General features: G+C 48.6%; 40 protein-coding genes and 1 pseudogene. 38 read left to right on the forward strand and 3 right to left on the reverse strand.

Going from position 1 to position 26,287, the window contains the following annotated elements; all coding sequences use genetic code 11:
- The 5 genes from IE094_RS06695 to IE094_RS06715 form a co-directional block, all read left to right on the forward strand.
- Positions 1–345, forward strand: a 345-nt coding sequence (locus IE094_RS06695; protein WP_505851491.1) for an EF-Tu C-terminal domain-related protein, incomplete at its 5' end; no start/stop codon positions are given.
- A 117-nt stretch (positions 346–462) separates the two neighbouring features.
- Entirely contained in the window at positions 463–771 is a 309-nt protein-coding gene (gene rpsJ / locus IE094_RS06700) for a 30S ribosomal protein S10 (RefSeq protein ID WP_099592118.1), read from the forward strand.
- Between the two features lie 14 nt (positions 772–785).
- A complete protein-coding gene (gene rplC / locus IE094_RS06705; RefSeq protein ID WP_099592117.1) occupies positions 786–1,523 on the forward strand; it encodes a 50S ribosomal protein L3 in 738 nt (245 codons plus the stop codon).
- Positions 1,523–2,143: a 50S ribosomal protein L4 gene (gene rplD, locus IE094_RS06710; RefSeq protein WP_189639825.1), complete on the forward strand. Its 621-nt coding sequence runs from the start codon at positions 1,523–1,525 to the stop codon at positions 2,141–2,143. The genes rplC and rplD overlap by 1 nt, the downstream gene beginning before the upstream one ends.
- Positions 2,140–2,436, forward strand: coding sequence for a 50S ribosomal protein L23 (locus IE094_RS06715; protein ID WP_099592115.1), 297 nt, complete (start codon positions 2,140–2,142; stop codon positions 2,434–2,436). Before rplD ends, IE094_RS06715 begins: the two co-directional genes overlap by 4 nt.
- Before the next feature lie 377 nt (positions 2,437–2,813).
- On the opposite strand, the gene IE094_RS06720 is transcribed toward IE094_RS06715, so the two are convergent.
- Positions 2,814–3,221 carry a universal stress protein gene (locus tag IE094_RS06720; protein ID WP_189639826.1) on the reverse strand — a complete coding sequence of 136 codons (408 nt, stop codon included), beginning with the start codon at positions 3,219–3,221 and terminating at the stop codon, positions 2,814–2,816.
- A 449-nt stretch (positions 3,222–3,670) separates the two neighbouring features.
- On the opposite strand from IE094_RS06720, the gene rplB reads away from it, so the two are divergent.
- From rplB to IE094_RS06755, 7 genes are all read left to right on the forward strand, one after another.
- Positions 3,671–4,510, forward strand: coding sequence for a 50S ribosomal protein L2 (rplB, locus tag IE094_RS06725; RefSeq protein WP_099592166.1), 840 nt, complete (start codon positions 3,671–3,673; stop codon positions 4,508–4,510).
- Between the two features lie 3 nt (positions 4,511–4,513).
- Positions 4,514–4,795, forward strand: coding sequence for a 30S ribosomal protein S19 (gene rpsS, locus IE094_RS06730; RefSeq protein ID WP_099592167.1), 282 nt, complete (start codon positions 4,514–4,516; stop codon positions 4,793–4,795).
- A gap of 3 nt (positions 4,796–4,798) precedes the next feature.
- On the forward strand, positions 4,799–5,182 hold the full coding sequence (gene rplV, locus IE094_RS06735; RefSeq protein ID WP_189639827.1) for a 50S ribosomal protein L22: 384 nt from the start codon (positions 4,799–4,801) through the stop codon (positions 5,180–5,182).
- On the forward strand, positions 5,182–5,901 hold the full coding sequence (gene rpsC, locus IE094_RS06740) for a 30S ribosomal protein S3 (protein ID WP_099592169.1): 720 nt from the start codon (positions 5,182–5,184) through the stop codon (positions 5,899–5,901). The genes rplV and rpsC overlap by 1 nt, the downstream gene beginning before the upstream one ends.
- A gap of 18 nt (positions 5,902–5,919) precedes the next feature.
- Positions 5,920–6,333, forward strand: coding sequence for a 50S ribosomal protein L16 (gene rplP / locus IE094_RS06745; RefSeq protein WP_099592170.1), 414 nt, complete (start codon positions 5,920–5,922; stop codon positions 6,331–6,333).
- A gap of 147 nt (positions 6,334–6,480) precedes the next feature.
- Positions 6,481–6,864 carry a nuclear transport factor 2 family protein gene (locus tag IE094_RS06750; protein WP_189639828.1) on the forward strand — a complete coding sequence of 128 codons (384 nt, stop codon included), beginning with the start codon at positions 6,481–6,483 and terminating at the stop codon, positions 6,862–6,864.
- A 36-nt stretch (positions 6,865–6,900) separates the two neighbouring features.
- Entirely contained in the window at positions 6,901–7,524 is a 624-nt protein-coding gene (locus IE094_RS06755; protein ID WP_189639829.1) for a 2OG-Fe(II) oxygenase family protein, read from the forward strand.
- 66 nt (positions 7,525–7,590) lie between these two features.
- Here the strand turns inward: IE094_RS06755 and IE094_RS06760 are convergent, their stop codons facing one another.
- Positions 7,591–8,037, reverse strand: coding sequence for a universal stress protein (locus tag IE094_RS06760; protein ID WP_189639830.1), 447 nt, complete (start codon positions 8,035–8,037; stop codon positions 7,591–7,593).
- A gap of 220 nt (positions 8,038–8,257) precedes the next feature.
- Here IE094_RS06760 and IE094_RS06765 point away from each other — a divergent pair, with 220 nt between their 5' ends.
- The 13 genes from IE094_RS06765 (at position 8,258) to IE094_RS06825 (ending at position 14,346) form a co-directional block, all read left to right on the forward strand.
- Positions 8,258–8,923, forward strand: coding sequence for a DUF3800 domain-containing protein (locus IE094_RS06765; RefSeq protein ID WP_268247217.1), 666 nt, complete (start codon positions 8,258–8,260; stop codon positions 8,921–8,923).
- Positions 8,924–9,225: 302 nt separating this feature from the next.
- Positions 9,226–9,438 (forward strand): 50S ribosomal protein L29, encoded by a 213-nt coding sequence (gene rpmC / locus IE094_RS06770; protein ID WP_189639831.1) that lies wholly within the window; start codon positions 9,226–9,228, stop codon positions 9,436–9,438.
- A gap of 1 nt (position 9,439) precedes the next feature.
- The gene (rpsQ, locus tag IE094_RS06775) at positions 9,440–9,673 is read left to right on the forward strand and encodes a 30S ribosomal protein S17 (protein WP_189639832.1); all 234 of its coding nucleotides are present in this window, start codon (positions 9,440–9,442) and stop codon (positions 9,671–9,673) included.
- A gap of 76 nt (positions 9,674–9,749) precedes the next feature.
- Positions 9,750–10,118: a 50S ribosomal protein L14 gene (gene rplN, locus IE094_RS06780; protein ID WP_099592176.1), complete on the forward strand. Its 369-nt coding sequence runs from the start codon at positions 9,750–9,752 to the stop codon at positions 10,116–10,118.
- Between the two features lies 1 nt (position 10,119).
- A complete protein-coding gene (gene rplX, locus IE094_RS06785) occupies positions 10,120–10,434 on the forward strand; it encodes a 50S ribosomal protein L24 (protein WP_189639833.1) in 315 nt (104 codons plus the stop codon).
- Positions 10,427–10,978, forward strand: coding sequence for a 50S ribosomal protein L5 (gene rplE / locus IE094_RS06790; protein WP_189639834.1), 552 nt, complete (start codon positions 10,427–10,429; stop codon positions 10,976–10,978). The genes rplX and rplE overlap by 8 nt, the downstream gene beginning before the upstream one ends.
- A gap of 19 nt (positions 10,979–10,997) precedes the next feature.
- Entirely contained in the window at positions 10,998–11,303 is a 306-nt protein-coding gene (gene rpsN / locus IE094_RS06795; RefSeq protein WP_189639835.1) for a 30S ribosomal protein S14, read from the forward strand.
- Between the two features lie 12 nt (positions 11,304–11,315).
- Positions 11,316–11,708 (forward strand): 30S ribosomal protein S8, encoded by a 393-nt coding sequence (rpsH, locus tag IE094_RS06800; RefSeq protein ID WP_189639836.1) that lies wholly within the window; start codon positions 11,316–11,318, stop codon positions 11,706–11,708.
- Positions 11,709–11,718: 10 nt separating this feature from the next.
- The gene (gene rplF, locus IE094_RS06805) at positions 11,719–12,252 is read left to right on the forward strand and encodes a 50S ribosomal protein L6 (protein ID WP_189639837.1); all 534 of its coding nucleotides are present in this window, start codon (positions 11,719–11,721) and stop codon (positions 12,250–12,252) included.
- Between the two features lie 12 nt (positions 12,253–12,264).
- Positions 12,265–12,624 carry a 50S ribosomal protein L18 gene (gene rplR / locus IE094_RS06810; protein ID WP_189639838.1) on the forward strand — a complete coding sequence of 120 codons (360 nt, stop codon included), beginning with the start codon at positions 12,265–12,267 and terminating at the stop codon, positions 12,622–12,624.
- Positions 12,625–12,723: 99 nt separating this feature from the next.
- A complete protein-coding gene (rpsE, locus tag IE094_RS06815; protein ID WP_099592183.1) occupies positions 12,724–13,269 on the forward strand; it encodes a 30S ribosomal protein S5 in 546 nt (181 codons plus the stop codon).
- 3 nt (positions 13,270–13,272) lie between these two features.
- A complete protein-coding gene (rpmD, locus tag IE094_RS06820) occupies positions 13,273–13,461 on the forward strand; it encodes a 50S ribosomal protein L30 (RefSeq protein WP_189639839.1) in 189 nt (62 codons plus the stop codon).
- Positions 13,462–13,677: 216 nt separating this feature from the next.
- Positions 13,678–14,346 (forward strand): DUF6891 domain-containing protein, encoded by a 669-nt coding sequence (locus IE094_RS06825; protein WP_189639840.1) that lies wholly within the window; start codon positions 13,678–13,680, stop codon positions 14,344–14,346.
- 34 nt (positions 14,347–14,380) lie between these two features.
- Here IE094_RS06825 and IE094_RS06830 read toward each other — a convergent pair whose 3' ends face one another.
- Complete coding sequence (locus tag IE094_RS06830; protein ID WP_189639841.1) at positions 14,381–15,256, reverse strand: DMT family transporter; 876 nt, start codon at positions 15,254–15,256, stop codon at positions 14,381–14,383.
- Between the two features lie 509 nt (positions 15,257–15,765).
- Between IE094_RS06830 and rplO the strand changes: the two genes are divergently transcribed.
- From rplO to IE094_RS06895, 13 genes and pseudogenes are all read left to right on the forward strand, one after another.
- Positions 15,766–16,251 (forward strand): 50S ribosomal protein L15, encoded by a 486-nt coding sequence (gene rplO, locus IE094_RS06835; RefSeq protein ID WP_189639842.1) that lies wholly within the window; start codon positions 15,766–15,768, stop codon positions 16,249–16,251.
- 105 nt (positions 16,252–16,356) lie between these two features.
- Positions 16,357–17,721, forward strand: a complete 1,365-nt coding sequence (gene secY / locus IE094_RS06840) for a preprotein translocase subunit SecY (protein WP_189639843.1) — start codon at positions 16,357–16,359, stop codon at positions 17,719–17,721.
- A 19-nt stretch (positions 17,722–17,740) separates the two neighbouring features.
- Positions 17,741–18,328 carry an adenylate kinase gene (locus IE094_RS06845; RefSeq protein WP_189639844.1) on the forward strand — a complete coding sequence of 196 codons (588 nt, stop codon included), beginning with the start codon at positions 17,741–17,743 and terminating at the stop codon, positions 18,326–18,328.
- 215 nt (positions 18,329–18,543) lie between these two features.
- Positions 18,544–18,912 carry a 30S ribosomal protein S13 gene (rpsM, locus tag IE094_RS06850; RefSeq protein ID WP_189639845.1) on the forward strand — a complete coding sequence of 123 codons (369 nt, stop codon included), beginning with the start codon at positions 18,544–18,546 and terminating at the stop codon, positions 18,910–18,912.
- 14 nt (positions 18,913–18,926) lie between these two features.
- Positions 18,927–19,313, forward strand: a complete 387-nt coding sequence (gene rpsK, locus IE094_RS06855; RefSeq protein ID WP_189639846.1) for a 30S ribosomal protein S11 — start codon at positions 18,927–18,929, stop codon at positions 19,311–19,313.
- A 102-nt stretch (positions 19,314–19,415) separates the two neighbouring features.
- Complete coding sequence (locus tag IE094_RS06860) at positions 19,416–20,432, forward strand: DNA-directed RNA polymerase subunit alpha (RefSeq protein WP_099592191.1); 1,017 nt, start codon at positions 19,416–19,418, stop codon at positions 20,430–20,432.
- Positions 20,433–20,626: 194 nt separating this feature from the next.
- The gene (gene rplQ / locus IE094_RS06865; RefSeq protein ID WP_189639847.1) at positions 20,627–21,043 is read left to right on the forward strand and encodes a 50S ribosomal protein L17; all 417 of its coding nucleotides are present in this window, start codon (positions 20,627–20,629) and stop codon (positions 21,041–21,043) included.
- Positions 21,044–21,384: 341 nt separating this feature from the next.
- A pseudogene (locus tag IE094_RS06870) lies at positions 21,385–21,994 on the forward strand (autoinducer binding domain-containing protein).
- Between the two features lie 51 nt (positions 21,995–22,045).
- On the forward strand, positions 22,046–22,633 hold the full coding sequence (locus IE094_RS06875) for an acyl-homoserine-lactone synthase (RefSeq protein WP_189639848.1): 588 nt from the start codon (positions 22,046–22,048) through the stop codon (positions 22,631–22,633).
- 85 nt (positions 22,634–22,718) lie between these two features.
- Positions 22,719–24,035: a replication-associated recombination protein A gene (locus IE094_RS06880; protein ID WP_189639849.1), complete on the forward strand. Its 1,317-nt coding sequence runs from the start codon at positions 22,719–22,721 to the stop codon at positions 24,033–24,035.
- A 31-nt stretch (positions 24,036–24,066) separates the two neighbouring features.
- Positions 24,067–24,420, forward strand: a complete 354-nt coding sequence (gene crcB / locus IE094_RS06885; RefSeq protein ID WP_189639850.1) for a fluoride efflux transporter CrcB — start codon at positions 24,067–24,069, stop codon at positions 24,418–24,420.
- The gene (locus tag IE094_RS06890; RefSeq protein WP_189639851.1) at positions 24,417–25,463 is read left to right on the forward strand and encodes an RluA family pseudouridine synthase; all 1,047 of its coding nucleotides are present in this window, start codon (positions 24,417–24,419) and stop codon (positions 25,461–25,463) included. The genes crcB and IE094_RS06890 overlap by 4 nt, the downstream gene beginning before the upstream one ends.
- Positions 25,460–26,164 carry an ATP12 family chaperone protein gene (locus tag IE094_RS06895; protein ID WP_189639852.1) on the forward strand — a complete coding sequence of 235 codons (705 nt, stop codon included), beginning with the start codon at positions 25,460–25,462 and terminating at the stop codon, positions 26,162–26,164. Before IE094_RS06890 ends, IE094_RS06895 begins: the two co-directional genes overlap by 4 nt.
- The last annotated feature ends 123 nt before the right edge of the window (positions 26,165–26,287 follow it).

Raw genomic sequence — 26,287 nt, forward strand, 5'->3', positions numbered from 1 at the left:
GGTATCGACCGTGAAGGTGTTGAGCGTGGTCAGGTTTTGGCAGCGCCAAAATCAGTGAACCCACACACCAAATTCGAAGCAGAAGTTTACATTCTGACCAAAGATGAGGGTGGCCGTCACACGCCGTTCTTTGCCAACTACCGTCCACAGTTCTACTTCCGTACAACTGACGTAACGGGTACTGTTGAGCTTCCATCAGGTACAGAAATGGTGATGCCAGGCGACAACTTGAAGTTCGACGTAGAACTGATCGCGCCAATCGCCATGGAAGCAGGCCTACGCTTCGCGATCCGCGAAGGTGGCCGTACTGTTGGTTCTGGTGTGGTTTCTAAAATCCACGCGTAAGAATTAAAAATACCTTTGGGGCCTGCCAGATTTGGTGGGCCCCTTGGGGTTCGACGTAGGGTTCCGAGTGGTTCGGTTCTCTACCTATCAACTCTAACGCCTTGAAAGGCTCAAGAAATGCAAAGCCAAAATATTCGCATTCGGCTGAAAGCTTTCGACTACCGCGTGTTGGATGCGTCCACCGAGGAAATCGTTAACACAGCCAAACGGACTGGCGCCCAAGTACGCGGCCCAATCCCATTGCCAAACAAAATTGAGAAATTCACTGTTTTGCGTGGCCCACACGTAAACAAGAAATCTCGTGAACAATTCGAAATCCGCACGCACAAACGCCTGCTGGACATCGTTGACCCAACTCCACAAACAGTAGACGCGCTGATGAAGCTTGATCTTGCTGCTGGTGTGGATGTTGAGATCAAACTTTAAGGGAGTATTGAGATATGCGCTCTGGAGTAATTGCAAAAAAAATCGGCATGACTCGTTTGTTCATGGAAGACGGTAAACAGATCCCTGTAACCGTTTTGCAAATGGAAAACCTACAAGTTGTGTCACAACGCACAAACGAAACAGACGGTTACACCGCTGTTCAGTTGGGTGCGGGTGTTGCCAAAGCAAAACGCCAATCCGCAGCGATGCGCGGCCACTTTGCCAAAGCAAAAGTAGAACCAAAACGCAAAATCGCGGAATTCCGCGTTTCTGCTGACAACCTGATCGAAGTTGGTGAAGAAATCACTGCGAACCACTTCTTGGACGGTCAAAAAGTTGACGTTTCTGGTACATCAATCGGTAAAGGTTTTGCCGGTGCGATGAAACGTTGGAACTTTGGCGGTTTGCGTGCGACGCACGGTGTTTCAATTTCACACCGTTCACACGGTTCAACAGGTCAATGTCAAGAACCTGGTCGCGTTTTCAAAGGTAAGAAAATGGCCGGTCACATGGGCGCTGCACGTGTAACAACCCAAAACTTGGAAGTTGTACGTACAGACGTTGATCGTGGCTTGATCATGATCAAAGGCGCTGTTCCTGGCCACAAAGGTGGTTGGGTTACTGTGAAAGACGCTGTGAAAAAGAAAGCCCCAGAAGGTCTTCCTTTCCCAGCTGCTTTGCGCAGCCAACAAGCAGCAGCACAAGTAGAAGACGCAGCTGTTGAAACAGCCGCTGAAGGAGGCGCAGAATAATGAAAGCCGACGTAATCAAATTGGATTCAAAAGCTGCGGGTTCCATCGATCTTGACGATGCGATCTTCGGTCTTGAACCACGTGCAGACATTTTGCACCGTGTTGTGCGTTACCAATTGGCAAAACGCCAAGCGGGTACACACAAAGTAAAAACACGTTCAGAAGTGAGCTATTCAACCAAGAAGATTTATCGCCAAAAAGGTACTGGTGGCGCACGCCACGGTGCACGTTCGGCGCCGATCTTTCGCGGTGGTGGTGTTTACAAAGGTCCAAAAGTGCGCAGCCACGCGCATGATTTGACCAAAAAATTCCGCAAGCTGGGTCTGAAACACGCATTGTCTGCAAAAGCAACTGCTGGTGAATTGGTGATTGTCGATACTGTTGAATTGGCAAACGCAAAAACCAAAGATCTGGCAAAGACAGTTGCAAACTTGGGTTGGAAAAAAGCGTTGATTATCGACGGTGCAGATGTGAACGAAAACTTCGCAATGGCATCACGTAACATCGACGGTTTGAACATTTTGCCAAGCCAAGGTGCGAACGTCTATGACATTCTAAAAGCGAACACTTTGGTTTTGACCAAAGCAGGCGCCGAAGCATTGGAGGCTCGCTTAAAATGAGCACGAAAGCAGAACTATACGATGTGATCCGCAAGCCGATCATCACAGAGAAAGCAACAATGGCGTCTGAACATAACGCAGTTGTTTTCGAAGTAGCGATCGAAGCGAACAAACCACAGATCAAAGAAGCAGTGGAAACATTGTTCAACGTCAAGGTGAAGGCCGTGAACACGACCATCACCAAAGGTAAAGTGAAACGCTTCCGTGGCGCATTGGGTAAACGTAAAGACGTTAAAAAAGCCTATGTGACTTTGGAAGAAGGTAACACAATCGACGTATCAACTGGTCTGTAAACAGACCCGTTTTTGAAAAATGAAGAGCCCCTCGCAATTGCGGGGGGTTTTTTTGTTAGCGCTCATGTTAACCCTATCACGCGGTTACAAAAAATGAGGTTGCTTGCAACATCGCTCCCAGTAAACTTAACCCATATATTGATTGGGAAATCATATGCGTGCCTTGGCTTATTTTTTGATATTTTTAACAGGAGCGACAACTGAATGGTGGATTTCCCACTACGTAATGCGCCGTGTCGGGCTTCGCATAGAAGAGCAATACATTTTGGCTGAATTGCTCGGGTATAAATATCGCTAAATGCGTAACGATACATGGATTTTTTGAAACGCTCACATCCGTGAAATAAAGAGCCCCTCGCAAATGCGGGGGGCTTTTTTTATCGGATCACATGCACTGAACATTTCGCGTGGCGCACGACCTTGGCCGCGGTGGAGCCAAGGAAAATATCCGATAGCCCCAGTTGATGTGATGCCATGACAATACAATCGACGTGATTGTCATCTGCATAATTAACGATTGAACGCCCTGAATAGCCATCAATCAGCTCTGCCTTGGCACTTGGGATCGCCTTTGCAATGTCATTGAGCGAGTCGAGCGCATATTTGCGCGCCTCTGCCAATGTGGATGCGGGGATTTCAACATTCACGTAATTGGGGATGTTTTCCAACACATGCAAAATGGTATATTTAGCGGCCTTGCTGCCCAATGTTTTTGCCACTTCAAATGATTTGGCAGTGTCATGCCCATCATCAAAAATGACAGGGATAAGAATATGATCATACATCGTCGTCTCCTCTGAGATCAAAAGTGATAGGGACAGTATACACCATACGGGCAGGGCATGTGTTGATGTGGATCAAGGTTGGGGGTTATCGGCACAAGAGCGCCTGACCTTGGGGCGGCGATAGATTGCATTCAATCATCGTTGTCAGGCGCGGGACGCTTGTGCGACGTTGGATTGATCCCCTATAGTTAAACATCCCGCCAATCCCCAACAAAAACACCACCCAACCACTTGCCACCACCCCCCAACCCTGATACTCCCCACCAATCAGCCGGCTTCGGATTCGTTCCGAGGCCGTTTGGTTTTGGAATAATTGGGGTTTTCCCTGAATAACCGTGGACCTATGGCGTTATCGCATAAGGGGCCACATACACTTGCGGACCTACGGGGCCGCGCAAACTTTCGGCCCGAATTTTTCGGTGTCGAACACAAAACGGAAGACAGAAAGAATGGCACTTAAGTCGTATAAACCGACGACGCCAGGCCAACGTGGGTTGGTTCTGATTGACCGTTCCGAGCTTTGGAAAGGTCGCCCAGTTAAATCACTCGTAGAGGGTTTGACAAAAAACGGCGGTCGTAACAATACCGGACGGATCACTATGCGTCGCAAAGGCGGTGGGGCGAAACGCCTGTACCGTATCGTTGACTTTAAACGTAACAAATTTGACGTACCAGCGACAGTTGAGCGTATCGAATATGACCCTAACCGGACAGCATTCATCGCCTTGATCCGCTACGAAGATGGTCAACAATCCTACATCATCGCGCCACAACGTTTGGCAATTGGTGACAAGGTGATCTCTTCTGCTAAGGCTGACGTTAAGCCTGGCAACACAATGCCTTTTACTGGTTTGCCAATCGGTACAATCATTCACAACATCGAATTGAAACCAGGTAAGGGTGCACAGCTTGCACGTTCTGCTGGTACTTATGCTCAATTTGTTGGTCGTGATGGTTCCTATGCGCAGATCCGCCTGTCTTCTGGTGAATTGCGTTTGGTGCGCCAAGAATGCTTGGCCACTGTGGGCGCTGTATCAAACCCTGATCACAGCAACCAAAACCTTGGTAAAGCTGGCCGTAACCGCCACAAGGGCATCCGCCCGTCTGTGCGTGGTGTGGTTATGAACCCTGTCGATCACCCACATGGTGGTGGTGAGGGTCGTACATCCGGTGGTCGTCACCCAGTGACACCATGGGGTAAGCCAACCAAAGGTGCACGCACCCGTTCCAACAAGACCACGGATAAATACATTATCCGTTCGCGTCACGCCAAGAAGAAGGGTCGTTAATCGATGTCTCGTTCAGTATGGAAAGGCCCATTTGTCGATGCTTACGTGCTTAAAAAAGCCGCAGCAGTTCGCGAATCTGGCCGTAACAATGATGTAATTAAAATCTGGTCTCGTCGTTCGACGATTCTGCCACAATTTGTTGGTCTGACTTTCGGCGTTTATAACGGCCAAAAGCACATTCCGGTAAACGTATCAGAAGATATGATTGGCCAGAAATTTGGTGAATACAGCCCGACACGTACATATTACGGTCACGCGGCTGATAAAAAAGCGAAGCGGAAATAAGCCATGAGTAAGTCTAAGAACCCTCGTCGCGTAGCAGAGAACGAAGCGTATGCCGTTTCTCGTATGCTGAAAACCAGCCCGCAAAAGCTGAACTTGGTTGCGCAAATGATCCGCAACAAGCCAGTTGAAAAAGCGCTTGCTGATTTGACATTCTCGAAAAAGCGTATCGCAGAAGACGTAAAGAAAACGTTGCAATCTGCAATCGCGAATGCCGAAAATAACCATAATCTTGATGTTGACGAATTGATCGTTGCAGAAGCTTATGTTGGCAAAAACCTAACAATGAAACGTGGTCGTCCTCGGGCACGTGGTCGTTACGGTAAAATCCTGAAACCTTTCGCCCAAGTTACTATTCTTGTGCGTCAGCCATCAGAGGAGCAAGCATAATGGGTCAAAAGATCAATCCAATTGGCTTTCGTATGCAAGTCAACCGTACATGGGATAGCCGCTGGTACGCCGAAGGCGAAAACTATGGTAACCTGTTGTTGGAAGACATCAAAATCCGTGAATTCATCAAGAAAGAGTGCATGCAAGCCGGTGTTGCACGTGTGATCGTTGAACGCCCACACAAAAAATGCCGCGTGACAATCCACTCTGCACGTCCTGGTGTTATCATCGGTAAAAAAGGCGCGGATATCGAAACTTTGCGTAAAAAGGTTGCAGCCCTGACAGAGTCAGAATTGCACCTGAACATCGTCGAAGTGCGCAAACCAGAAATGGATGCGCAATTGGTTGCTGAATCAGTTGCACAACAGCTGGAACGCCGTGTGTCTTTCCGTCGTGCGATGAAACGTGCTGTGCAAAACGCAATGCGTATGGGCGCGCTTGGTATTCGTATCAACTGTGCTGGTCGTCTTGGTGGTGCTGAAATCGCGCGTACTGAATGGTACCGCGAAGGTCGTGTTCCGTTGCACACATTGCGTGCGGACATCGACTATGCACGTGCAGAAGGTCTGACAGCTTATGGTATCATCGGTATCAAAGTTTGGATATTTAAGGGTGAGATCATGGAACATGATCCAGCCGCGCGCGATCGCCGTGTAGAAGAAATGCAAAACAGCGGTGGGCCACGTCCACAAGGCGGCAATCGCCCGCCACGCCGTTAAGCGAAAGGGAGAGATATAATGCTTTCACCAAAACGTACTAAATTCCGCAAGGCGTTTAAAGGTCGTATCAAAGGCCAAGCCAAGGGCGGTTCTGATCTGAACTTTGGTTCATTCGGTTTGAAAACAATCGAGCCAGAGCGTATCACTGCACGTCAAATCGAGGCGGCTCGCCGCGCGATGACACGTCACATGAAACGTCAAGGCCGTGTTTGGATCCGTATTTTCCCAGATCTTCCTGTCACCAAAAAACCAACCGAAGTTCGGATGGGTAAAGGTAAAGGTTCTGTGGAATTTTGGGCAGCCAAAGTAAAACCAGGCCGTATCATGTTTGAAATCGACGGTGTGTCAGAGGCCGTTGCTGTTGAGGCGTTGCGCCTTGCTGCAATGAAATTGCCTGTAAAAACACGCGTCGTTCAACGCGAAGATTGGTAAGCAGCGAACTTCGTTCGTTAGCCTAATTTACGCGCAAGCGAAAATCTGGGGCTGCACACCAGTTTAAAAAATTTAAAACCCCTGACCATTTGGTTGGGGGTTTTTGCATTTTCATAATGGCGCTATCCTGTTCTAAAGGAGCCACTCATGACCCAACAAGACACTAACAAAGCCAATGCCATGGCGTTTTATGATATGATGTTTAATCAATGCAAACCCGCAGAGGCGATTGCGACATATGCGGGGGATGAATATATTCAACACAATCCCCATGTCGCCGATGGCAAACAGGCGTTTATCGATTATTTCGAACGTATGGCAGCGGAATATCCAGACAAGCATGTGATTTTTCACCGCGCCGTGGCTGAGGGCGATTTGGTCGTGCTCCATTGTGAACAAATCTGGCCCAATAGCGATAATTACGCAGGTATCGATATTTTTCGATTTGATGATGCGGGCAAGGTCGTGGAACATTGGGATGTATTGCAAACTATCATTGACGTATCGGCAAATGATAATGGGCTGTTCTAGCTGGCGTTTGGCATTTGCCTTGCGCTATGAAAGGGCATGACCCAGATCGAATCTCTCTTTGTGACCCGCCTATATCAATCCACGCTGAATGCGCATGGTGATGCCATTGATGCGGGGGAATTGGAAAACACTTGTCTGTCCATCGCCGAAGATGACGAGGCGGGGCAAGAATGGTGCGAGGAAAACGATTTTCCAGGCTACACCAGTTATGCATCGCTTGATGATTTGGCGTGGCGCTTTCCGATATTTAAGGACGTGGTTGCGGCATTGGATAAACATGTGGCCGAATTTGCCAAAGATTTGGAATTTGATCTGGATGGCAAATCGCTCACACTTGATACAATCTGGATTAATATCCTGCCAACGGGTGGGATTCATACATCCCACATTCACCCCCACAGCGTGATCAGCGGCACAACATATGTGACCATGCCAACAGATGCGAGCGCGATCAAATTCGAAGATCCGCGATCCGCAATGATGATGGCAGCACCCATTCGCAAGAAAGACGCGCGCAAGGATCAACGCAATTTTGTTTATGTTGAACCAAGCGTTGGTGATGTTCTGCTCTGGGAAAGTTGGCTGCGCCACGAGGTGCCAATGAACATGTCCGATGATGAACGGATATCGGTGAGTTTTAATTACCACCTGTCGGAGTAGGGTAAGCAGCGCCGCGGTATAGGCAAAACGAAGTTTCGACCACACCGCGTTGGGCAATGTCACCGATCAAGCCACCGTCAAACACGCGCATTTTGCCAGATGGTTGATTTTTTGTGATGTGCTGCCTTGGATCAAACTACCAATGGTGCCAAGCCCACGGCGCCCTGTGACAATCAAATCCGCACCACAGTTTTCGGCAACCTTCACAATTTCCGTTGCAGGGTCGCCGATATCGGAATGGGTGTGGGTGATGGTCTGCCCCATGGATTTTGCGATCTCTTTGCCGGAATTGATGATTTTATCAGATGCCTCTTTCACCTCTGATGGGTCTGGCATGGTGGTGACAGCATGATACCCACCAACCGCCCCCATGGCATAGGCCACGGTTTGGGGCTGGGGGGTGTGCACCAAATGCAACTCAGACCCATATTTCCCCGCCAAATCACAGGCCATTTGCAACGCGGTTTCAGACATCGCTGATCCATCAAGTCCAATAACGATTTTACGAAACATGTTTTACCCTTTCCATTTTGATTTAAGAGCATTCTAACATATTACGGTTCGGCGTCTTTGATGTGGGTCAAGGTTGTTGTTGGGGGAAAGGGGAAGCAGGTTCACCTAAGTTTTCGATTTTATTTAAAATTCTCTAAATGTTCAGTTGTTAACCTTTGATTAGTAGTGTTTCAGATTATACTTTTTAGAGCATCACCAAACTTTCTTAGAAGAAAACACATTGCCTATTTACATATTTCTCGACGAAGGCGGAGATTTGAACTTTTCCGCAACAGGTACAAAGTATTACACAATCACATGTGTGGCGATGACACGGCCGTTTGAGCTTCATACGAAGTTAGATACGTATAAATATGATTTGATCGAATATACCAAGAAACCTCGAATTGATCTTGAGTACTTTCATTGCGCTGAGGATAATAAACATGTTCGAAACCGAGTGTTAAATCTTTTGGCCGAAGGGGTGTCCGAGAAATCAGTGGATGTAGTTGTCGTTGAAAAATCTAAAACAGGGCCAGCTCTTCAAGTTCCCGAAAAATTCTATCCAAAAATGATGAGTTATGTACTGGACTACGCGATCAAAAATGCGGGTTCAAAGTTAGATGAAGTTGTGGTCATTACTGACTCATTGCCTATAAAGAAGAAAAGAAATGCGGTTGAAAAGGCAATAAAGTTATTTTTGGCAGATCGGTTAGCGCCAGGAACACCCTACAGAATTATGCACCATGCATCTAAGGCGCATTATGGTTTGCAAATAGCTGATTACTTAAACTGGGCTGTTTACCGCAAATGGGAGCGACAAGACACCACTGCATATGATATGATCAGACATCTAATTCGAAGTGAGTTCGATATATTCAGAAGTGGTTCACGACACTACTATTAAGACACTACTATTAAGAAATTGACCTCTCCAACTACCTTACGGAGAGCCCCTTGGGCTCTTATCATTGGAGAGGTACCTTTGAGTTCTACATATACACTAAATTGTTTAAATCAAGTTAACATTTTTTTGACTGCCCCCATATTCGGCAAGGAAATACAGTTTCCCGCCATAACCCCTTGCCATATTGGGGAATCCCCGCTAAAGAGCGCCTTCATCATGTACTCCACTGGAATCACGGTGACCTGCGCGTGTGCGTTGCACATGCAAATGGGGCCTACCAGTGATGTTGAAAGGAAAAGGCTATGAATGCCAACGAACTACGCGATAAGACGCCTGATCAGCTTCAAGAAGAGCTGTCTCAGTTGAAAAAAGAGCAGTTTAATCTGCGTTTCCAACAGGCCACTGGTCAGTTGGAAGGTACTGCACGTATGAAAGCTGCGCGTCGCGAAGCTGCACGTGTAAAAACTATTTTGAACCAAAAGGCTGCTGCTGCAGCTGCTGAAAAGGAAGCGTAAGATGCCAAAGCGTATACTTAACGGCACTGTGACCGGCGATCAAAACGAACAAACAATCACTGTTTCTGTTCAACGTGCGTTTCAGCACCCAGTTTTGAAAAAAACGATCCGTAAGTCCAAAACATACCGGGCCCACGATCCAAAGAACACTTTTAAGATCGGCGATAAGGTTCGCATTCAAGAATGCCGCCCTATCTCTAAAACGAAACGCTGGGAGGTTTTGCCAGAGGCGTAAGCCCGCAGCAAACCAACCGGTTTAACGAAACCGTGGGGCGTAAATTGCATCGTCCCCAAAGGTCGGAGGAAACTCAATGATTCAGATGCAAACAAATCTGGATGTAGCTGACAACAGCGGCGCTCGCCGTGTTCAGTGCATCAAGGTTTTAGGCGGCTCTAAGCGGAAGTATGCTTCTGTTGGAGACGTTATTGTCGTTTCTGTGAAAGAAGCCATTCCACGTGGTCGCGTGAAAAAAGGTGACGTTCGCAAGGCAGTGGTTGTACGTACAGCCAAAGAAGTTCGTCGTGAAGACGGCACAGCAATTCGTTTCGATCGTAATGCTGCTGTTATCTTGAACAATTCAAATGAACCAATGGGCACACGTATTTTTGGCCCAGTTGTTCGTGAATTGCGCGCGAAAAACTTCATGAAAATCATCTCACTTGCACCGGAGGTGTTGTAAGATGGCTGCGAAATTGAAAAAGGGTGACAAGGTTATTGTCCTAACTGGTAAAGACAAAGGCACAGAAGGCGTTATCGCATCTGTGAACACGTCAACAGGCAAGGCAATCGTAACTGGTGTAAACCAAGCGATCCGTCACACAAAACAATCACAAGCGTCACAGGGTGGTCGTGTTCCAACGGACATGCCAATCCAATTGTCAAACTTGGCAATCGTTGATCCAAAAGAAGGCGGCGCAACACGCGTTGGTTTCAAAATGGAAGGCGACAAGAAAGTACGCTTTGCTAAAAAATCAGGAGCGTTGATCGATGGCTGATTATACTCCACGTTTGAAAACTGTTTACACAGACACTGTGCGCGCTGCTTTGAAAGAAGAGTATGCATACAAGAACGACATGATGATCCCAAAATTGGAAAAAATCGTGTTGAACATGGGTGTTGGTGAAACTGTTAATGACACCAAAAAAATCCGTTCTGCTGTTGCTGACATGACTGCAATCGCAGGTCAGCAAGCTGTGATCACGAAAGCAAAGAAATCAATCGCTGGTTTCCGCGTTCGTGAAGACATGCCTTTGGGTTGTAAGGTAACGTTGCGCGGCGCCAAGATGTACGAATTCTTGGATCGCTTGATCACCGTTGCTATGCCTCGTATCCGCGACTTTCGCGGTGTGTCAGGCAAGAGCTTTGACGGCAATGGCAACTATGCCATGGGTTTGAAAGAGCATATCGTGTTCCCAGAAATCAACTTTGATAAAGTTGACGAAATGTGGGGCATGGACATCGCAATCTGCACGACCGCAAATTCAGATGCAGAAGCAAAGAGCCTGTTGAAGCAATTCAACATGCCTTTCACTAACTGATCGCGGAAGGAGAGACACTATGGCAAAAGCTGCAATGGTTCAACGTCAGGTAAAGCGTGAAAAATTAGTCGCACAATATGCTGCTAAACGCGCCGCGTTGAAAGAAATCATCAACAATAAAGATCTTCCAGTAGAAGAGCGTTTCAAGGCCGGCATGAAATTGGCCGAACTACCACGCAATTCTTCTGCAACTCGTCTGCACAATCGTTGTCAGATCACGGGTCGTCCGAAGGCTTATTATCGTAAACTGAAAATGTCACGTATCGCGTTGCGCCAATTGGCGTCTGACGGTCAGATTCCTGGCATGGTCAAGTCAAGCTGGTAAGGGAGAGAATTTATGAACGATCCTATCGGTGATATGTTGACACGCATCCGCAATGCTCAATTGCGCGGCAAGTCAACTGTAAAAACACCAGCGTCAAAACTGCGTGGTTGGGTGCTCGACGTTCTTGCGAACGAAGGCTATATCCGCGGTTATGAACCATCAACATCCGATGCAGGCCACCCTGAAATGGAGATTTCTTTGAAATACTTCGACGGTGAACCTGTGATCAAAGAACTGAAACGTGTTTCTACACCTGGTCGTCGTGTTTATTCCGCGTCCAAAGAGATCCCAACAGTTCGTCAAGGTCTCGGTGTTGCAATCGTTTCGACGCCAAAAGGCGTGATGTCAGATGCACAAGCACGTGCTGCCAATGTTGGCGGTGAAGTGTTGTGCACAATCTTCTAAGGGGGTTTTGATGTCTCGTATTGGTAAAAAACCAGTTTCACTACCATCAGGTGTAACAGCATCTGTTTCTGGTCAAACTGTCGAAATCAAAGGCCCAAAGGGTGTTCGCACCTTTAAAGCAACTGACGACGTAACAATCACATTGGAAGACAACGCGGTACAAGTAATGCCACGCGGTAAATCCAAACGTGCACGTCAACAGTGGGGCATGTCACGCACACAGGTTGCCAATTTGGTAACAGGTGTGACCGAAGGCTTTAAGAAAGAGCTGGAAATTAACGGTGTTGGTTATCGTGCCGCAATGGAGGGTAAAAACCTGAAATTGGCACTTGGCCTTTCACATGACGTTATTTTTGCGGTTCCAGACACAGTAACTGTGACTGCACCAAAGCCAACTGAAATCATCGTCGAAGGTATTGATCAACAAACTGTTGGTCAGGTTGCTGCGAAAATTCGCGAATACCGTAAGCCAGAGCCATACAAAGGCAAAGGTATCAAATACAAAGACGAATATATCTTCCGCAAAGAAGGTAAAACCAAGTAAGGAGCGCATAATATGGCTATTTCTCGAAGAACTCTGTTCCTCAAGCGCCGCATGCGCAACCGGAACAAAATGCGTAAGGTGGCTAATGGTCGCCCACGTTTGAGCGTACACCGTTCATCTAAAAACATCAGCGTTCAATTGATCGATGATGTGAGCGGCGTAACATTGGCATCAGCATCCAGCCTTGAAAAAGCACTGGGCGTTGTTGGCAAAAACAATGTTGAAGCATCTGCCAAAGTGGGTTCTGCAATCGCAGAACGTGCGAAAAAAGCAGGTGTTGCAGAGTGTTATTTCGACCGTGGTGGTTTCATCTTCCACGGCAAAGTAAAAGCACTTGCAGACGCAGCCCGCGAAGGCGGTCTGAAATTCTAAAATTGCAGGAGGGCGTTCTGCCCTCCTCGATGATCCGGGGGATGTTTTATCCCACTTGGATTGAAATTAACGGGCAATGCCCAATCTTAGGAGGCCGCAATGGCTAGAGAAGATAACCGTGGTGGACGTCGCGAACGCGATGAAGCACCTGAATTTGCAGATCGTCTGGTTGCAATCAACCGTGTGTCCAAAACAGTAAAAGGCGGTAAGCGCTTTGGTTTTGCGGCATTGGTTGTTGTTGGCGATCAAAAAGGCCGTGTTGGTTTCGGTAAAGGCAAAGCGAAAGAGGTTCCAGAAGCCATTCGCAAAGCGACCGAACAAGCAAAACGCCAAATGATCCGCGTTCCATTGCGTGAAGGTCGTACATTGCACCACGACGTAAATGGTCGTCACGGCGCAGGTAAAGTTGTGATGCGCACAGCACCACAAGGTACTGGTATCATCGCAGGTGGTCCAATGCGTGCCGTTTTCGAAATGCTTGGCGTACAAGACGTTGTTGCGAAATCAATTGGGTCACAAAACCCATATAACATGATCCGCGCAACGATGGACGGTCTGACCAAAGAAGCATCACCACGCAATGTTGCACAGCGTCGCGGCAAGAAGGTCTCTGACATTCTGCCTAAAGAAGCTGCGGAGGCTTAAACCATGGCAAAAACGATCGTAGTAAAACAGATTGGTTCACCAATCCGTCGCCCAGCCAAACAGCGTCAAACGCTGATCGGTCTTGGCCTGAACAAAATGCACAAAACACGCGAGCTGGAAGATACACCAGCAGTGCGCGGCATGGTGCGCAAGATTTCCCACATGGTGGAGATCATCGAAGAGAAGGGTTAGTGGTTTTTTGCCGCAAGGCAAAATACCGGACCTGTAGACTTTGTTATAGAATTAAGCGCCTCGCGGGAAACTGCGGGGCGTTTTTTGTTGGGATTACGTTCATTAAGCAAAGCCATATTTTAAATTTGATTTGAATGAAATATTCGCGCTGAGTTCAGTGTTGAATTTTGAACGATTTGGGATCAGGTTGTTATTCGTCACTGTGGCTTGGGGGTAATGATGGGTCTTATTTCATTTATCAAATCACTATTCACCGCTTCAATCAAAGAAGCGGGGGGAGAGCCGCCTGAGAGGGGTGGGATCGAAGAAGAGCTTCGATTGCTTAATCACCAATATGTCCACCATATGGTGCGCGGTGGTTATGATAGCAAAGCGGGTATCATCGCTGCGGCAAAGCACGCGTTTCGCGATGATGAAACCGTAACAGAGTCAGATGTCGAACAATTGGTTGATGATGCGATCCAAGAGTTAATTGTGGAACAAGAAAGCTGGCCCGTAGAAACGGATTTTGATCGGCTGACGCATGCGATGAACGCATTAGAGCAAAACGGTATTGTCGCAAGACAGAATTTTTCATGCTGCGGCACGTGCGGAAGCTTGGAAATAAACGATGAAATTAAGGCGTATAACCAAGAAAATAAAACGCCTGCCCGCGGATATGTATTTTTCCATCAACAAGCAACAGAAGCTGTGGTCGATGGTGCGGATATAAACTTTCATTATGGTAGCGCATTGGATGCGCGATCAGAAACAGCCGATGTTGCGATTGGTCAAGAACTCGCGGATGCCATGCGCAATGCGGGGTTTGAGGTGGATTGGAACGGCACGATACGTCAATGTGTTATGGTAGGGCTTGATTGGAAACGACGCTGGAAAATATCCTGAACCGTTTGTTCGGTACCATGTTGAGCAACCCAAATTACCCCACCGCATTCTTGCGCGTTGCCAGATAGACACCCACCGCTGCGATCACCATGCCAAGCCAGCCAATGGGCGGAAGGATTTCGCCAAGGCCGATCCACGCCATCAGGGCGGCGATGGGCGGGACGAGGAACATCAGCGAGCTTACCGCGCTGACGTCACCCGCGCGGATCATGGCGAGCAGCAATCCGATGGCAAGGATCGAATTGCCCAACACCAGATAGGCCACCGCAATGCCAAATTCCCAATTCCAATCGATATGCATTGTGTCGAGCGTCAACATGAATGGCAAAACCCCGATAAAGCCTGCGCCATATCCGATCATGTTTTGCGTGATCGGGTGATGCGAGCGCCCAAAGCGTTTTTCCCAAAGCGATGCAATGGTCATGCCAAGCAATCCCATGATCATAAAGAAATAGCCGATCAGGCCAGCGCCAGAAACCTCGGTTCGGGAATTGATCACGATTGCCGTGCCGACCAATCCGATGATCAGACCAATCCAACGGCGCATGCCAACGGGTTCACCCGTCCAGCGCGGTGCAATCAATGCAACCAACACGGGCTGAAATGACATGACAAGTGCTACGGTTCCCGCCGCCACGCCCACGCGAAACGCCAACCAGCAAAATCCGAAATATACGGTTTGGATTAAAAAGCCGACGATTGCCAGATGCATCCAATCGACACGTCGTTCGGGCAGGGGGGGGCGGATGATGAAAAACAGCGGGATCATAATGGCCAAGACACAGCCGTATCGCAGCGCAAGCAGCGTCATCGGTTCGGCAGATTCCAGCGCGATTTTCGCAACGGTATAGCCACCAGACCACAGAAGCAGAAAAATAACAGGGGCAAAGACCAACCAGCGTGGGGACATATTGAAACCTAAAATCAATTTATCGTCACGCTAGCGAAAATTGCCCCAAGGCAAAGCGGTTTATCACGGTTTTTGAAATAATAAACCAAGGCGCGGGTTTTGCGCCACGCAAAGCGCCCGCCAATGTGGGGTGCATTGGCAGGGGACAGCGATTATTGTCATCGTTATGGTAATTGGCAGGCCCGCCGTTGCGGTGTTGCCGTACAGGGGAGAAATCCTGAACCGTGTGCGCCGGGGCTTTAATCCGGTGCACAGATGATCGTATCGGTTATGGCGTATCGCACGTTTGTTAAGCGTGCAAAGGTTTACCACAGTGAGCTCGGGGATTGTTATACGCGCCATGGGTTGTGATTTAGTTAAACTTGCGTGCGCTGTTGGGTCTTGAAACCCGATGCATTGGCGCGTATACGCCCCAAGTGGTTCTGGATTACCAGAATCAATTTTGTGAAACGCCGTGTTTGCCCCTTTGTCGCTAATCGGGGGTAGTTCCGGCAAAAGGAGATAGCGACATGAAACTGAATCAGCTTTCAGATAACAAAGGTGCCAACAAAAAACGCAAGCGCATTGGCCGTGGACCAGGTTCTGGTACAGGTAAAATGGGTGGTCGTGGTATCAAAGGCCAAAAATCACGTTCAGGTGTATCATTGAACGGTTACGAAGGCGGTCAAATGCCATTGTATATGCGGCTTCCAAAGCGCGGCTTTAACAACATCAACGCCAAAACACATGCTGTTGTGAACCTTGGTCTGTTGCAGAAATTTATCGACGAGAAAAAACTGGACGCGAAAAAGCCAATTACAGAGGCTGTTTTGGTTGAATCAGGTTTGGTTCGTCGCGTGAAAGACGGCGTTCGCATCCTTGCCAAAGGCGAGTTGAAAGCGAAGCTGGACATCACAGTTTCCGGTGCTTCTAAATCAGCAATCGCTGCTGTTGAAAAAGCTGGCGGTAAACTGACAGTAACAACTGCGCCAAAAGCTCAAGCAGCGGCGGAATAACACTTGTAGGTCGCGCCATCGCGACTTACATTTCAAACAGTTTCTTGCGTCGCGGTATCTGGAAACAGGATATCGCGACGTTTGTTTTTGAAAGGTTTACTAAACATGGCTTCAGCCGCAGAACAAATGGCATCCAACCTAAGCTGGGGTGCATTTGGTAAAGCAAAAGAATTGCAACAACGCATTCTTTTCGCACTTGGTCTGTTAATCGTGTACCGCATTGGTACATTCATCCCTGTTCCGGGCATCGACGCAGAAGCGTTACGCCAATTCGTTGAGCAGGCACAAACAGGCGTTGGCGGCATTTTGAACATGTTCTCTGGCGGTGCGATTGGCCGTATGGCGATCTTTGCGCTGGGAATCATGCCTTATATTTCGGCTTCGATCATTGTTCAGTTGATGACGGCGATGGTGCCGCAATTGGAGCAGTTGAAAAAAGAAGGCGAACAAGGGCGCAAGAAAATCAACCAATACACCCGTTATGGTACGGTTTTATTGGCGTTCTTTCAGGCATATGGCCTGTCCAAAGGGATCGAGGCCAGCGATCTGGCGCATTCACCAGGTTTCCTGACATTCCAATTGCCATGTATCATCACGTTGGTGGGCGGTACGATGTTCCTGATGTGGCTGGGTGAACAAATCACCGCACGCGGCATTGGTAACGGTATTTCATTGATCATTTTCGTGGGCATCGTTGCCGAATTGCCTGCTGCCTTGGCGCAGTTTTTCGTGCAAGGGCGTTCTGGCGCATTGTCACCAGCGGTGATTATTGGCGTGATGGTTATGATCGTCGCCGTGATTGCGTTTATCGTGTTCATGGAACGCGCATTGCGCAAGATCCACATCCAATACCCCAAACGCCAAGTGGGCATGAAGGTTTATGGTGGTGAATCAAGCCATCTGCCGATCAAATTGAACCCAGCGGGCGTGATCCCACCGATCTTTGCTTCTGCATTGTTGTTGTTGCCCACAACCGTTTCGACGTTTTCTGGCACGCAAACATCACCGTTCATGAACGCTTTGTTGGCCTATATGGGGCCGGGACAACCATTGTATTTGGTGTTCTTTGTGTTGATGATCGTGTTCTTTAGCTATTTTTACACCGCCAACGTATCGTTTAAATCGGATGAGGTTGCGGATAATCTGAAAAAGCAAAATGGTTTTGTGCCAGGGATTCGCCCGGGTGTAAAAACACAGGAATATTTGGACTATGTAACCACACGTATTTTGGTTCTTGGTTCGGCTTATCTGTCTTTCGTGTGCTTGTTGCCCGAAATTTTGCGTAGTCAGCTGGCGATTCCATTCTACTTTGGTGGTACTTCGCTACTAATTGTGGTGAGTGTGACAATGGATACCATTAACCAAGTGCAGTCACATCTGCTAGCACATCAATACGAAGGCTTGATCGAGCGTTCGAAATTGACGGGCAAGAACCGTGCAAAGGCACGCCGCAGAAAGCCACGTCGCTAGTTTGGGAGGGCTCGCGCCAATGAACATTATTCTTTTAGGCCCACCGGGCGCAGGTAAAGGTACACAAGCAGAACGTTTGGTTGCCGAACGTGGCATGGTGCAATTATCCACCGGTGATATGCTACGCGCCGCGAAATCATCAGGCACCGAAATGGGCAAGATGGTTGCAGGAGTGATGGAACGCGGTGAATTGGTCACGGATGAAATCGTGATCGGTTTGATCGAAGAAAAGCTCACTGGCGGTGACGCTGGCAATGGTTTCATCTTTGACGGGTTCCCACGCACATTGGCACAGGCCGATGCATTGGGTGATTTGTTGGATCGTGTTGGGCAAAAGCTGGATACCGTTATCCAGTTGCAGGTGAATGATGATATCTTGGTTGATCGCATCGTTGGTCGCGCACAAGAAGCCGTTGCCGCAGGCAAGGAAGCACGCGCAGATGACAACGCGGATGCGTTGAAAATTCGCTTGATGGCTTATTACAAAGATACATCGCCATTGTTGGGCTATTATTACGCCAAGGGTTTGTTGCAACAGGTTGACGGGCTTGGCACCATTGATGGTGTTGCATCTGATATTGCCAAAGCAATGGATGCTGTGTCTTAAGGGGTTATTTACCCCTTGTGCCCTTGACGTTATTGGCAAATTCCCATATGGCACACACTTCTAGGCCAAAACCCATGTGGTTTTCCTGAAAACTGGCGAATCGCCAAAGTGTCAGGGTGGCTTGGAAATCTAAATCAGCCCAGCGCAAATCGCTGGGCTTCGTTGTGAAAATAGGTTCTGGAGATACGGAACCGCAACCTTGAAGGATAAACGACTTGGCACGTATTGCTGGCGTTAACTTGCCCACACACAAACGGGTTCCAATTGCCCTGACATATATCACAGGTATCGGCCACACTTCTGCGGCGGAAATTTGTGAAGGTGTAAAAATTGACATGACACGTCGTATTAACGAATTGTCAGATGCTGAAATTTTGGCCGTTCGTGAATATATCGATGCCAACTACGAAGTAGAAGGCGACCTTCGCCGCGAAGTATCCATGAACATCAAACGCTTGATGGATTTGGGTTGCTATCGTGGTCTGCGTCATCGTCGTGGTTTGCCGGTTCGCGGTCAGCGCACCCACACAAATGCACGTACACGCAAAGGCCCTGCAAAGGCCATTGCTGGTAAGAAGAAATAAGGGGAGCTGATAACATGGCACGTGAAGCACGTACGAAGCGTAAAGATCGCAAAAACATCACATCTGGTGTTGCGCATGTAAACTCTTCTTTCAACAACACAAAAATCTTGATCGCCGATGCGCAAGGCAACGCCATTTCATGGTCGTCTGCTGGCACAATGGGTTTCAAAGGTTCACGTAAATCAACACCTTATGCGGCTCAGATGGCTGCTGAAGATGCTGGTAAAAAAGCACAAGAACACGGCATGAAAACTTTGGAAGTTGAAGTTCAAGGCCCTGGTTCTGGTCGTGAATCCGCATTGCGCGCGTTGGCTGCAATTGGTTTGAACATCACATCAATTCGTGACGTTACACCAATGGCGCACAACGGTTGTCGCCCACCAAAGCGTCGTCGCGTTTAATTATTATTGGCTGGTCCCTGATCGGGGCTGGCCTTTCCGTCATTTCAACCTCGAGCGTTCACTGGTTCGGATCCATACCAGCGAACAAGAATGGAGGCCCATATGATCCATAAGAATTGGCAAGAGCTTATTCGTCCAACACAGTTGGAAATCAAGCCAGGCAATGACCCGTTGCGTCAAGCTGTTGTAACAGCAGAACCGCTGGAACGTGGTTTTGGTCTGACACTTGGTAACGCGCTGCGTCGCGTTTTGTTGTCATCTTTGCAAGGTGCGGCAATTACATCTGTGCAAATCGACAATGTTCTGCATGAATTTTCATCTGTTGCGGGCGTTCGCGAAGACGTAACAGACATCGTTTTGAACCTTAAAGGCGTTGCCATCGGCATGGAAGTCGAAGGTCCAAAGCGTTTGGCGATTTCTGCCAAAGGTCCTGGTGTTGTTACCGCAGGTGACATTTCAGAAACCGCAGGCATCGAAATTTTGAACAAAGAGCACGTGATCTGTCACCTTGACGATGGCGCGAACTTGTTCATGGAATTGACTGTTGAAACTGGCAAAGGTTATGTTGCCGCTGACAAAAACCGCCCAGAAGATGCACCAATTGGTTTGATCCCAATCGATGCGTTGTTCTCACCTGTTGTGAAGGTCTCTTATGACGTTCAGCCAACACGTGAAGGCCAAGTTTTGGATTATGACAAGCTGACCATGAAAGTGGAAACAGACGGGTCTGTATCACCAGAAGACGCAATCGCGTTTTCTGCGCGTATTTTGCAAGACCAGTTGTCTGTGTTCGTGAATTTCGACGAACCAGAAGCAGCAACACGCCAAGACGAAGAAGACGAGTTGGAATTCAACCCACTATTGTTGAAGAAAGTGGACGAATTGGAACTGTCTGTACGTTCTGCAAACTGCCTGAAAAACGACAACATCGTTTATATCGGCGATTTGATCCAAAAAACAGAGGCAGAAATGCTTCGCACGCCGAACTTTGGCCGCAAATCTTTGAACGAAATCAAAGAAGTGCTGACAGGTATGGGCTTGCACCTTGGTATGGATATCGTGGATTGGCCACCGGACAATATCGAAGAACTGGCCAAGAAATTCGAAGACCAGTTTTAATGAATTCGAGCGGGCTTTCGGGCCCGCTCAACCCATCGGGATGCAACGACATCTTGGTGTAAAATGCCCACGCATGGTGGGGAATATGACGGGATTGGCAACATGACTGTCTCGGGCAATGAAGCCCCAAGGAGTGTGAGACCCACGCAGGCTCGCCAGACAAAGTAAAACGAGACGAAAGAAGGATATATATCATGCGTCACGCAAGAGGCTATCGCCGCCTAAACCGCACACACGAACACCGTAAAGCGTTGTTCGCGAATATGGCTGGCTCTTTGATTGAACACGAGCAAATCAAAACGACTTTGCCAAAAGCAAAAGAATTGCGCCCAATCATCGAAAAAATGATCACATTGGCAAAACGCGGCGATCTGCACGCACGTCGTCAAGCAGCATCAAAATTGAAGCAAGAAGCATATGTTGCGAAATTGTTCGAAATTTTGGGCCCACGCTACAAAGACCGCAGCGGTGGTTATGTACGCGTATTGAAGGCTGGTTTCCGTTACGGCGACATGGCACCAATGGCGATTATCGAATTTGTTGACCGCGACGTTAACGCCAAAGGCGCTGGCGACAAGGCACGCGTTGCCGCGGAAGAAATCGAAGAATAAGACCGAAAACATACGTTTACGTTACGGTAACTAAAAAAAGGCTCCGAATCTCGGGGCCTTTACTTTTTGCAAATCATGACTATGTGACGCAAGAATACGACGCTACGATTTTGCTTTAGTTATTCGGTCACTATTTTCTTGCAATAAATCGTTTGCCTTCATAACTTTAGCACCTAATTCAGCAAGTAAACTCAACCGCTGGTCGATTGGATATTTCATGGCACTTAAGAATGCGATTGTGTTAATATTTGCGGCGTTCTGCATAATAAGGAACAGGCTCCTGTACGTTTCAAATAACAATTTAAGGTTGACGAGTGGAATTGCAACTTGTCTAAAAAGACATGTCTAGAATAATAGGTTTAGATAACGAGTTACATCGACTGGAGGCGCTTTCGCCTTCTGGTTATTTTTTGGGAATGCATATTCGATTCACGTCGCCGCTGATTACGCTGCGCACGTATTCACAAGAATGGCAGGATCATTACACCGCGAATGTGTACGTGGTGCGTGATCCGTTGATCGCTTGGGCGTTCTCTAAGAAAGGAGTAAATCGCTGGAGCGAAATTAAGATTCCTGATCCATTCAACATTATGGGTCAGGCTGCAGAGTATGGTATGAAGTATGGTGTTGCTGTGTCGTGTGGCCCGTTAGGCTCGCGTTCCATTGGGACCGCTTCGCGTAATGATCGTGAGTACAACGATGAAGAGATGGCCGAAGTTAGACGGTTGGTTGAATATCTTCATGAAAAAACAGAACCCCCCGAGAGCCTGACACAGGCTCAACAGGAGGCTTTGGGACTAATAGCAGCGGGACCGCCATGCGGAAGCGGCGGCACGACTAGGGATTTCAGAAAGTGCATTAAAGGTCAGGTTAACATCGGCTAGGAACCGATTGTTGGCACGAACGACTGCCGAAGCAATACAAAGGGCAAAGGACTATCGTCTTTTGTAGGATAATGGACCGCCAGCTCAATTAAATACTGGGACAAGCTGGAGGCTTACAATGCAAACGACTACATTATCTTTCGACAATATTCACCGTCATGGTGAATTGTTTTCAAACTTACTGCGCGCGCGACGCAACTGTTTTATCGTGGAAAAAGAATGGGATCTGCCGGAAGCGGATGGGATGGAATACGATCAGTATGACAACCCTTCAAGCCGTTGGATCGCCGTTCATGAGAACAGCCAAATCTTGGCGGGTGTACGTATGACACCAACCAATGCACGCTGCGGGATCTATTCATATATGATCCGTGATGCGCAACGTGGGTTGTTGGATTCAATCCCTTCAAACCTGATGGATACAGAGGCACCGGTTGCGGCAAATATCTGGGAAGGATCGCGCGTATTTGTATCAAGCCACGTTCCCGCAGAAAAGCGCATGAAGGTGCAATTGAACCTGATGAGCGAGCTGATCAAAGCGTCACGCGAAAAGGGTGCGACACAACTGTTTGGTTTGGTGCCTGCATTGTGGCCACGTTGGGTGCGCCGATTGGGTATCGAGGCAAATTCCGCAGGCCCTGTTTTGAAAATTGATGGCGTGCCACACCAGGTCGCGCAAATGCATTTGGGAACACATTTACACTAATAATATTATCTCCAGCTGGCGGGTTTCTGTTGCTCTGCAGAAACTCGTCATAGGAATTTTTTGTTGAAAGTATTATCATCTGCGGATGGCAGATTTATTCGATCACACCAGTACAGAAAATCAAACGCAAAACGCGCAACGCCCTTTGGCGGATCGCATTCGCCCGCGTGCGCTTGACGATGTGATTGGCCAGCAACAGGTTGTTGGCCAAGGCGGCCCCTTGCGCACCATGCTGGATGCGGGAAGCCTGTCATCGTTGATATTTTGGGGCCCGCCAGGGGTTGGGAAAACAACCCTAGCGCGATTACTGGCAGATGAAGTGGATTTACACTTCGTCCAAATCAGCGCGATTTTTTCGGGTGTGGCAGATTTAAAGAAAGTGTTCGAATCGGCGCGACTGCGCGCGCAAAACGGGCGTGGCACGTTATTATTTGTGGACGAGATCCACCGATTCAACAAAGCGCAACAAGACGGATTTTTGCCATTCATGGAGGATGGCACGATTATTCTGGTCGGCGCGACCACAGAAAACCCATCGTTTGAATTAAACGCGGCGTTAATGTCGCGTGCTCAGGTCATGGTTTTGGAACGCCTGTCATTGGCGGAACTGGAATTGATGTTGCAACGCGCAGAAAAGGAATTGAAAAAATCCTTGCCGCTCACAGGGCAGGCGCGTGAAACATTGTTGGAAATGGCCGATGGCGATGGGCGCAGCCTGTTAAATTTGGCGGAACAGTGTTTTGGCTGGTCTGATGCAAAAAAGGTTGATGTGGATGAATTGGCCAAACGCCTGTCCAAGCGTGCGCCAAAATACGATAAATCGGGTGAAGAACATTACAATCTGATTTCCGCATTGCACAAATCCGTGCGTGGTTCCGACCCTGATGCCGCACTTTATTGGTTTGCACGGATGCTCAAGGGTGGCGAAGACCCGCGATATTTGGCACGGCGCATCACGCGCATGGCGGTGGAAGACATCGGTTTGGCCGATCCGCAAGCACAGCATTTATGTTTGCAAGCATGGCAAACATACGAACGCCTTGGCAGCCCAGAGGGCGAATTAGCATTGGGGCAAGCGGTGGTTTATCTCGCACTCGCGCCCAAATCCAACGCATCCTATGTGGCGTATAAGGCCGCGATGAAAGCGGCGGAAAAAACAGGGAGCAAACCACCCCCCAAACATATCTTGAATGCGCCAACGGCGATGATGAAAGATATTGGTTACGGTGATGGCTATGATTATGATCACGACGCCGAAGATGGGTTTTCTGGCCAAAATTATTTCCCCGACGATATGGCGCGTGGGATATATTATCTGCCTGTTGATCGCGGGGCAGAGCGGGAAATGAAAAAACGTATTGATTATTTCGCAAAGCTGCGTGCAAAGCGTGGCAAAGGTTGACAATGGTCGCGTTCCAAGTGACAGACACGCCATGACTTTATTACATGTTGCAATCGGCGGCGCCTTGGGTGCGATGCTACGTTATCTGGTTGGGCTAAGCGTGGCATTCCCGTTTGGGACCTTGACGGTGAATATCCTTGGATCATTCATCATGGGGCTGGTTTTGGTGCTGTTTGTTGACAAAGGTTTGGATCGCTGGGTGCCATTGGTGATGGTGGGGTTGCTGGGTGGGTTTACCACGTTTAGCGCCTTTTCACTTGATGTGTTACGATTGATCGAAACCGATCGCGCGGCATCTGCGTTTGGCTATGTTCTCGCGTCGGTCGTATTGTCATTGGCTGCGATTTTCGTTGCTGTTTTTATCGCAAGGAGCTTTGCGCAATGAGTGGTGTTCAATTATTAGAAGTCGCCGAAGATCATGACGGGCAGCGCCTGGATCGCTGGATGCGCAAGATTTTTCCACATCTGAGCCAAGTGCGCATCGAAAAGATGTGCCGCAAAGGTGAAATCCGCGTGGATGGCGGACGGGTCAAGGCGTCAACTCGTGTTGAAGCAGGGCAATCCGTGCGCGTCCCCCCGATCAGCGATGCCGAAGAAAAACCACGCGGCGAGCGCCCGATGAATATCACCAAGGCAGATGCGGAAATGATCCAAGCCTGTGTGATTTATAAAGACGACGACATTATCGCAATCAACAAACCCGCAGGGTTGGCGGTGCAAGGTGGATCGAAACAGACCAAACATCTGGATGGGTTGTCCGAGGCATTGAAATTTGGATATGACGCGAAACCAAAACTGGTGCATCGCTTGGACAAAGACACATCGGGTGTGATGTTGCTTGCGCGAAATGGCAAGGCGGCGGCGGGGTTGGCCAAGGCATTTCAATCACGCGAAACGCGCAAGATTTATTGGGCCGCCGTGGCGGGGTGCCCCACGCCAAATCTGGGCACAATCAAATTTGGTTTGGTCAAAGCCGCAGGGCATGGCCCAAATCAAGCAGGCGAAAAAATGATCTGCATTCATCCGCGCGAAGTGGAACATCACAAGGGCGCGAAACACGCCACCACCGATTACATGGTGTTAGAAGATGTGGGCAAACGCGCATCATGGTTGGCGATGGTTCCGATCACGGGGCGCACCCATCAATTGCGTGCACATATTGCCGAACTGGGCAGCCCGATTGTGGGTGATGGGAAATACGGCACCAACGCACAAACCAATGATGGCGATGGCTGGGGCGCACAATTGGGTGGCGACATAAGCCGCAAATTGCATCTGCATGCGCGGTCTTTGACGCTGACCCATCCGATCACAAAGAACAAATTGCACCTGACGGCGGAATTGCCCGATCACATGCAAAAAACATGGGACATGTTTCATTGGCAAACCAAATACGCACCTGTTGACCCGTTTGAGGATATGAAGTGACGCCATCGTTAAAGAAGCGGTTTTGGAAAGATGTGACAATCACGCAAAACGATGCGGGGTTTGGCATTCAGTTGGATCAACACCAGTTACGCACCCCCGAAAAGGCCGCGTTTATTGTGCCAACGCGCGCATTGGCCGAAATGGTGCGCGATGAATGGGATGCACCAAAGGACAAGGTTGATTTATCGGTGATGCACGCCACGCGCATTACAAATGCGACCATTGATACGATCATGGTGAACACCGACACTGTTGTTGATGGCATCGCGGAATATGGTGGCACGGATTTGCTGTGTTACCGCGCCGACAGCCCGGCCGAATTGATCGCACGCCAAGCGGATGTTTGGGACCCAGTGTTGACATGGGCGGCGGCAGAATTAAACGCGCCATTGAACGTCACCACGGGTGTTATGTATGTCGCACAACCTGAACAATCTGTGGCGCATTTGAAATCGAAGTTGCTGGCGATGACCCCGTTTCAAATCGCGGCGATGCATGATTTGGTGGCGATATCTGGATCGCTGGTTTTGGCGCTGGCTTTGGTTTCGAATCACCTGACATTTGAGCAGGCATTTGCAGCGTCGCGCGTTGATGAGCACTGGCAAAAAGAGCAGTGGGGCGTGGATGACGACGCAGAAATCAAAGAAGCGGCGAAAGCAAAAGAGTTTGAATTCGCGTTAAAGTTTTATCGCGCCTCCTAAAATTTAGGCAGCGGTCAAAAAACGAGCAATTTGCGATTATTATGTCAGCTTGACTGACTTAATGCGCTGGCGGCATAGCGGGTATGCGCGATCTTCGTTGTCAGCACGAGCAAATTTTCACCA

The organism is Paramylibacter ulvae (genome assembly GCF_014652655.1).
Classification (GTDB): Bacteria; Pseudomonadota; Alphaproteobacteria; order Rhodobacterales; family Rhodobacteraceae; genus Amylibacter; species Amylibacter ulvae.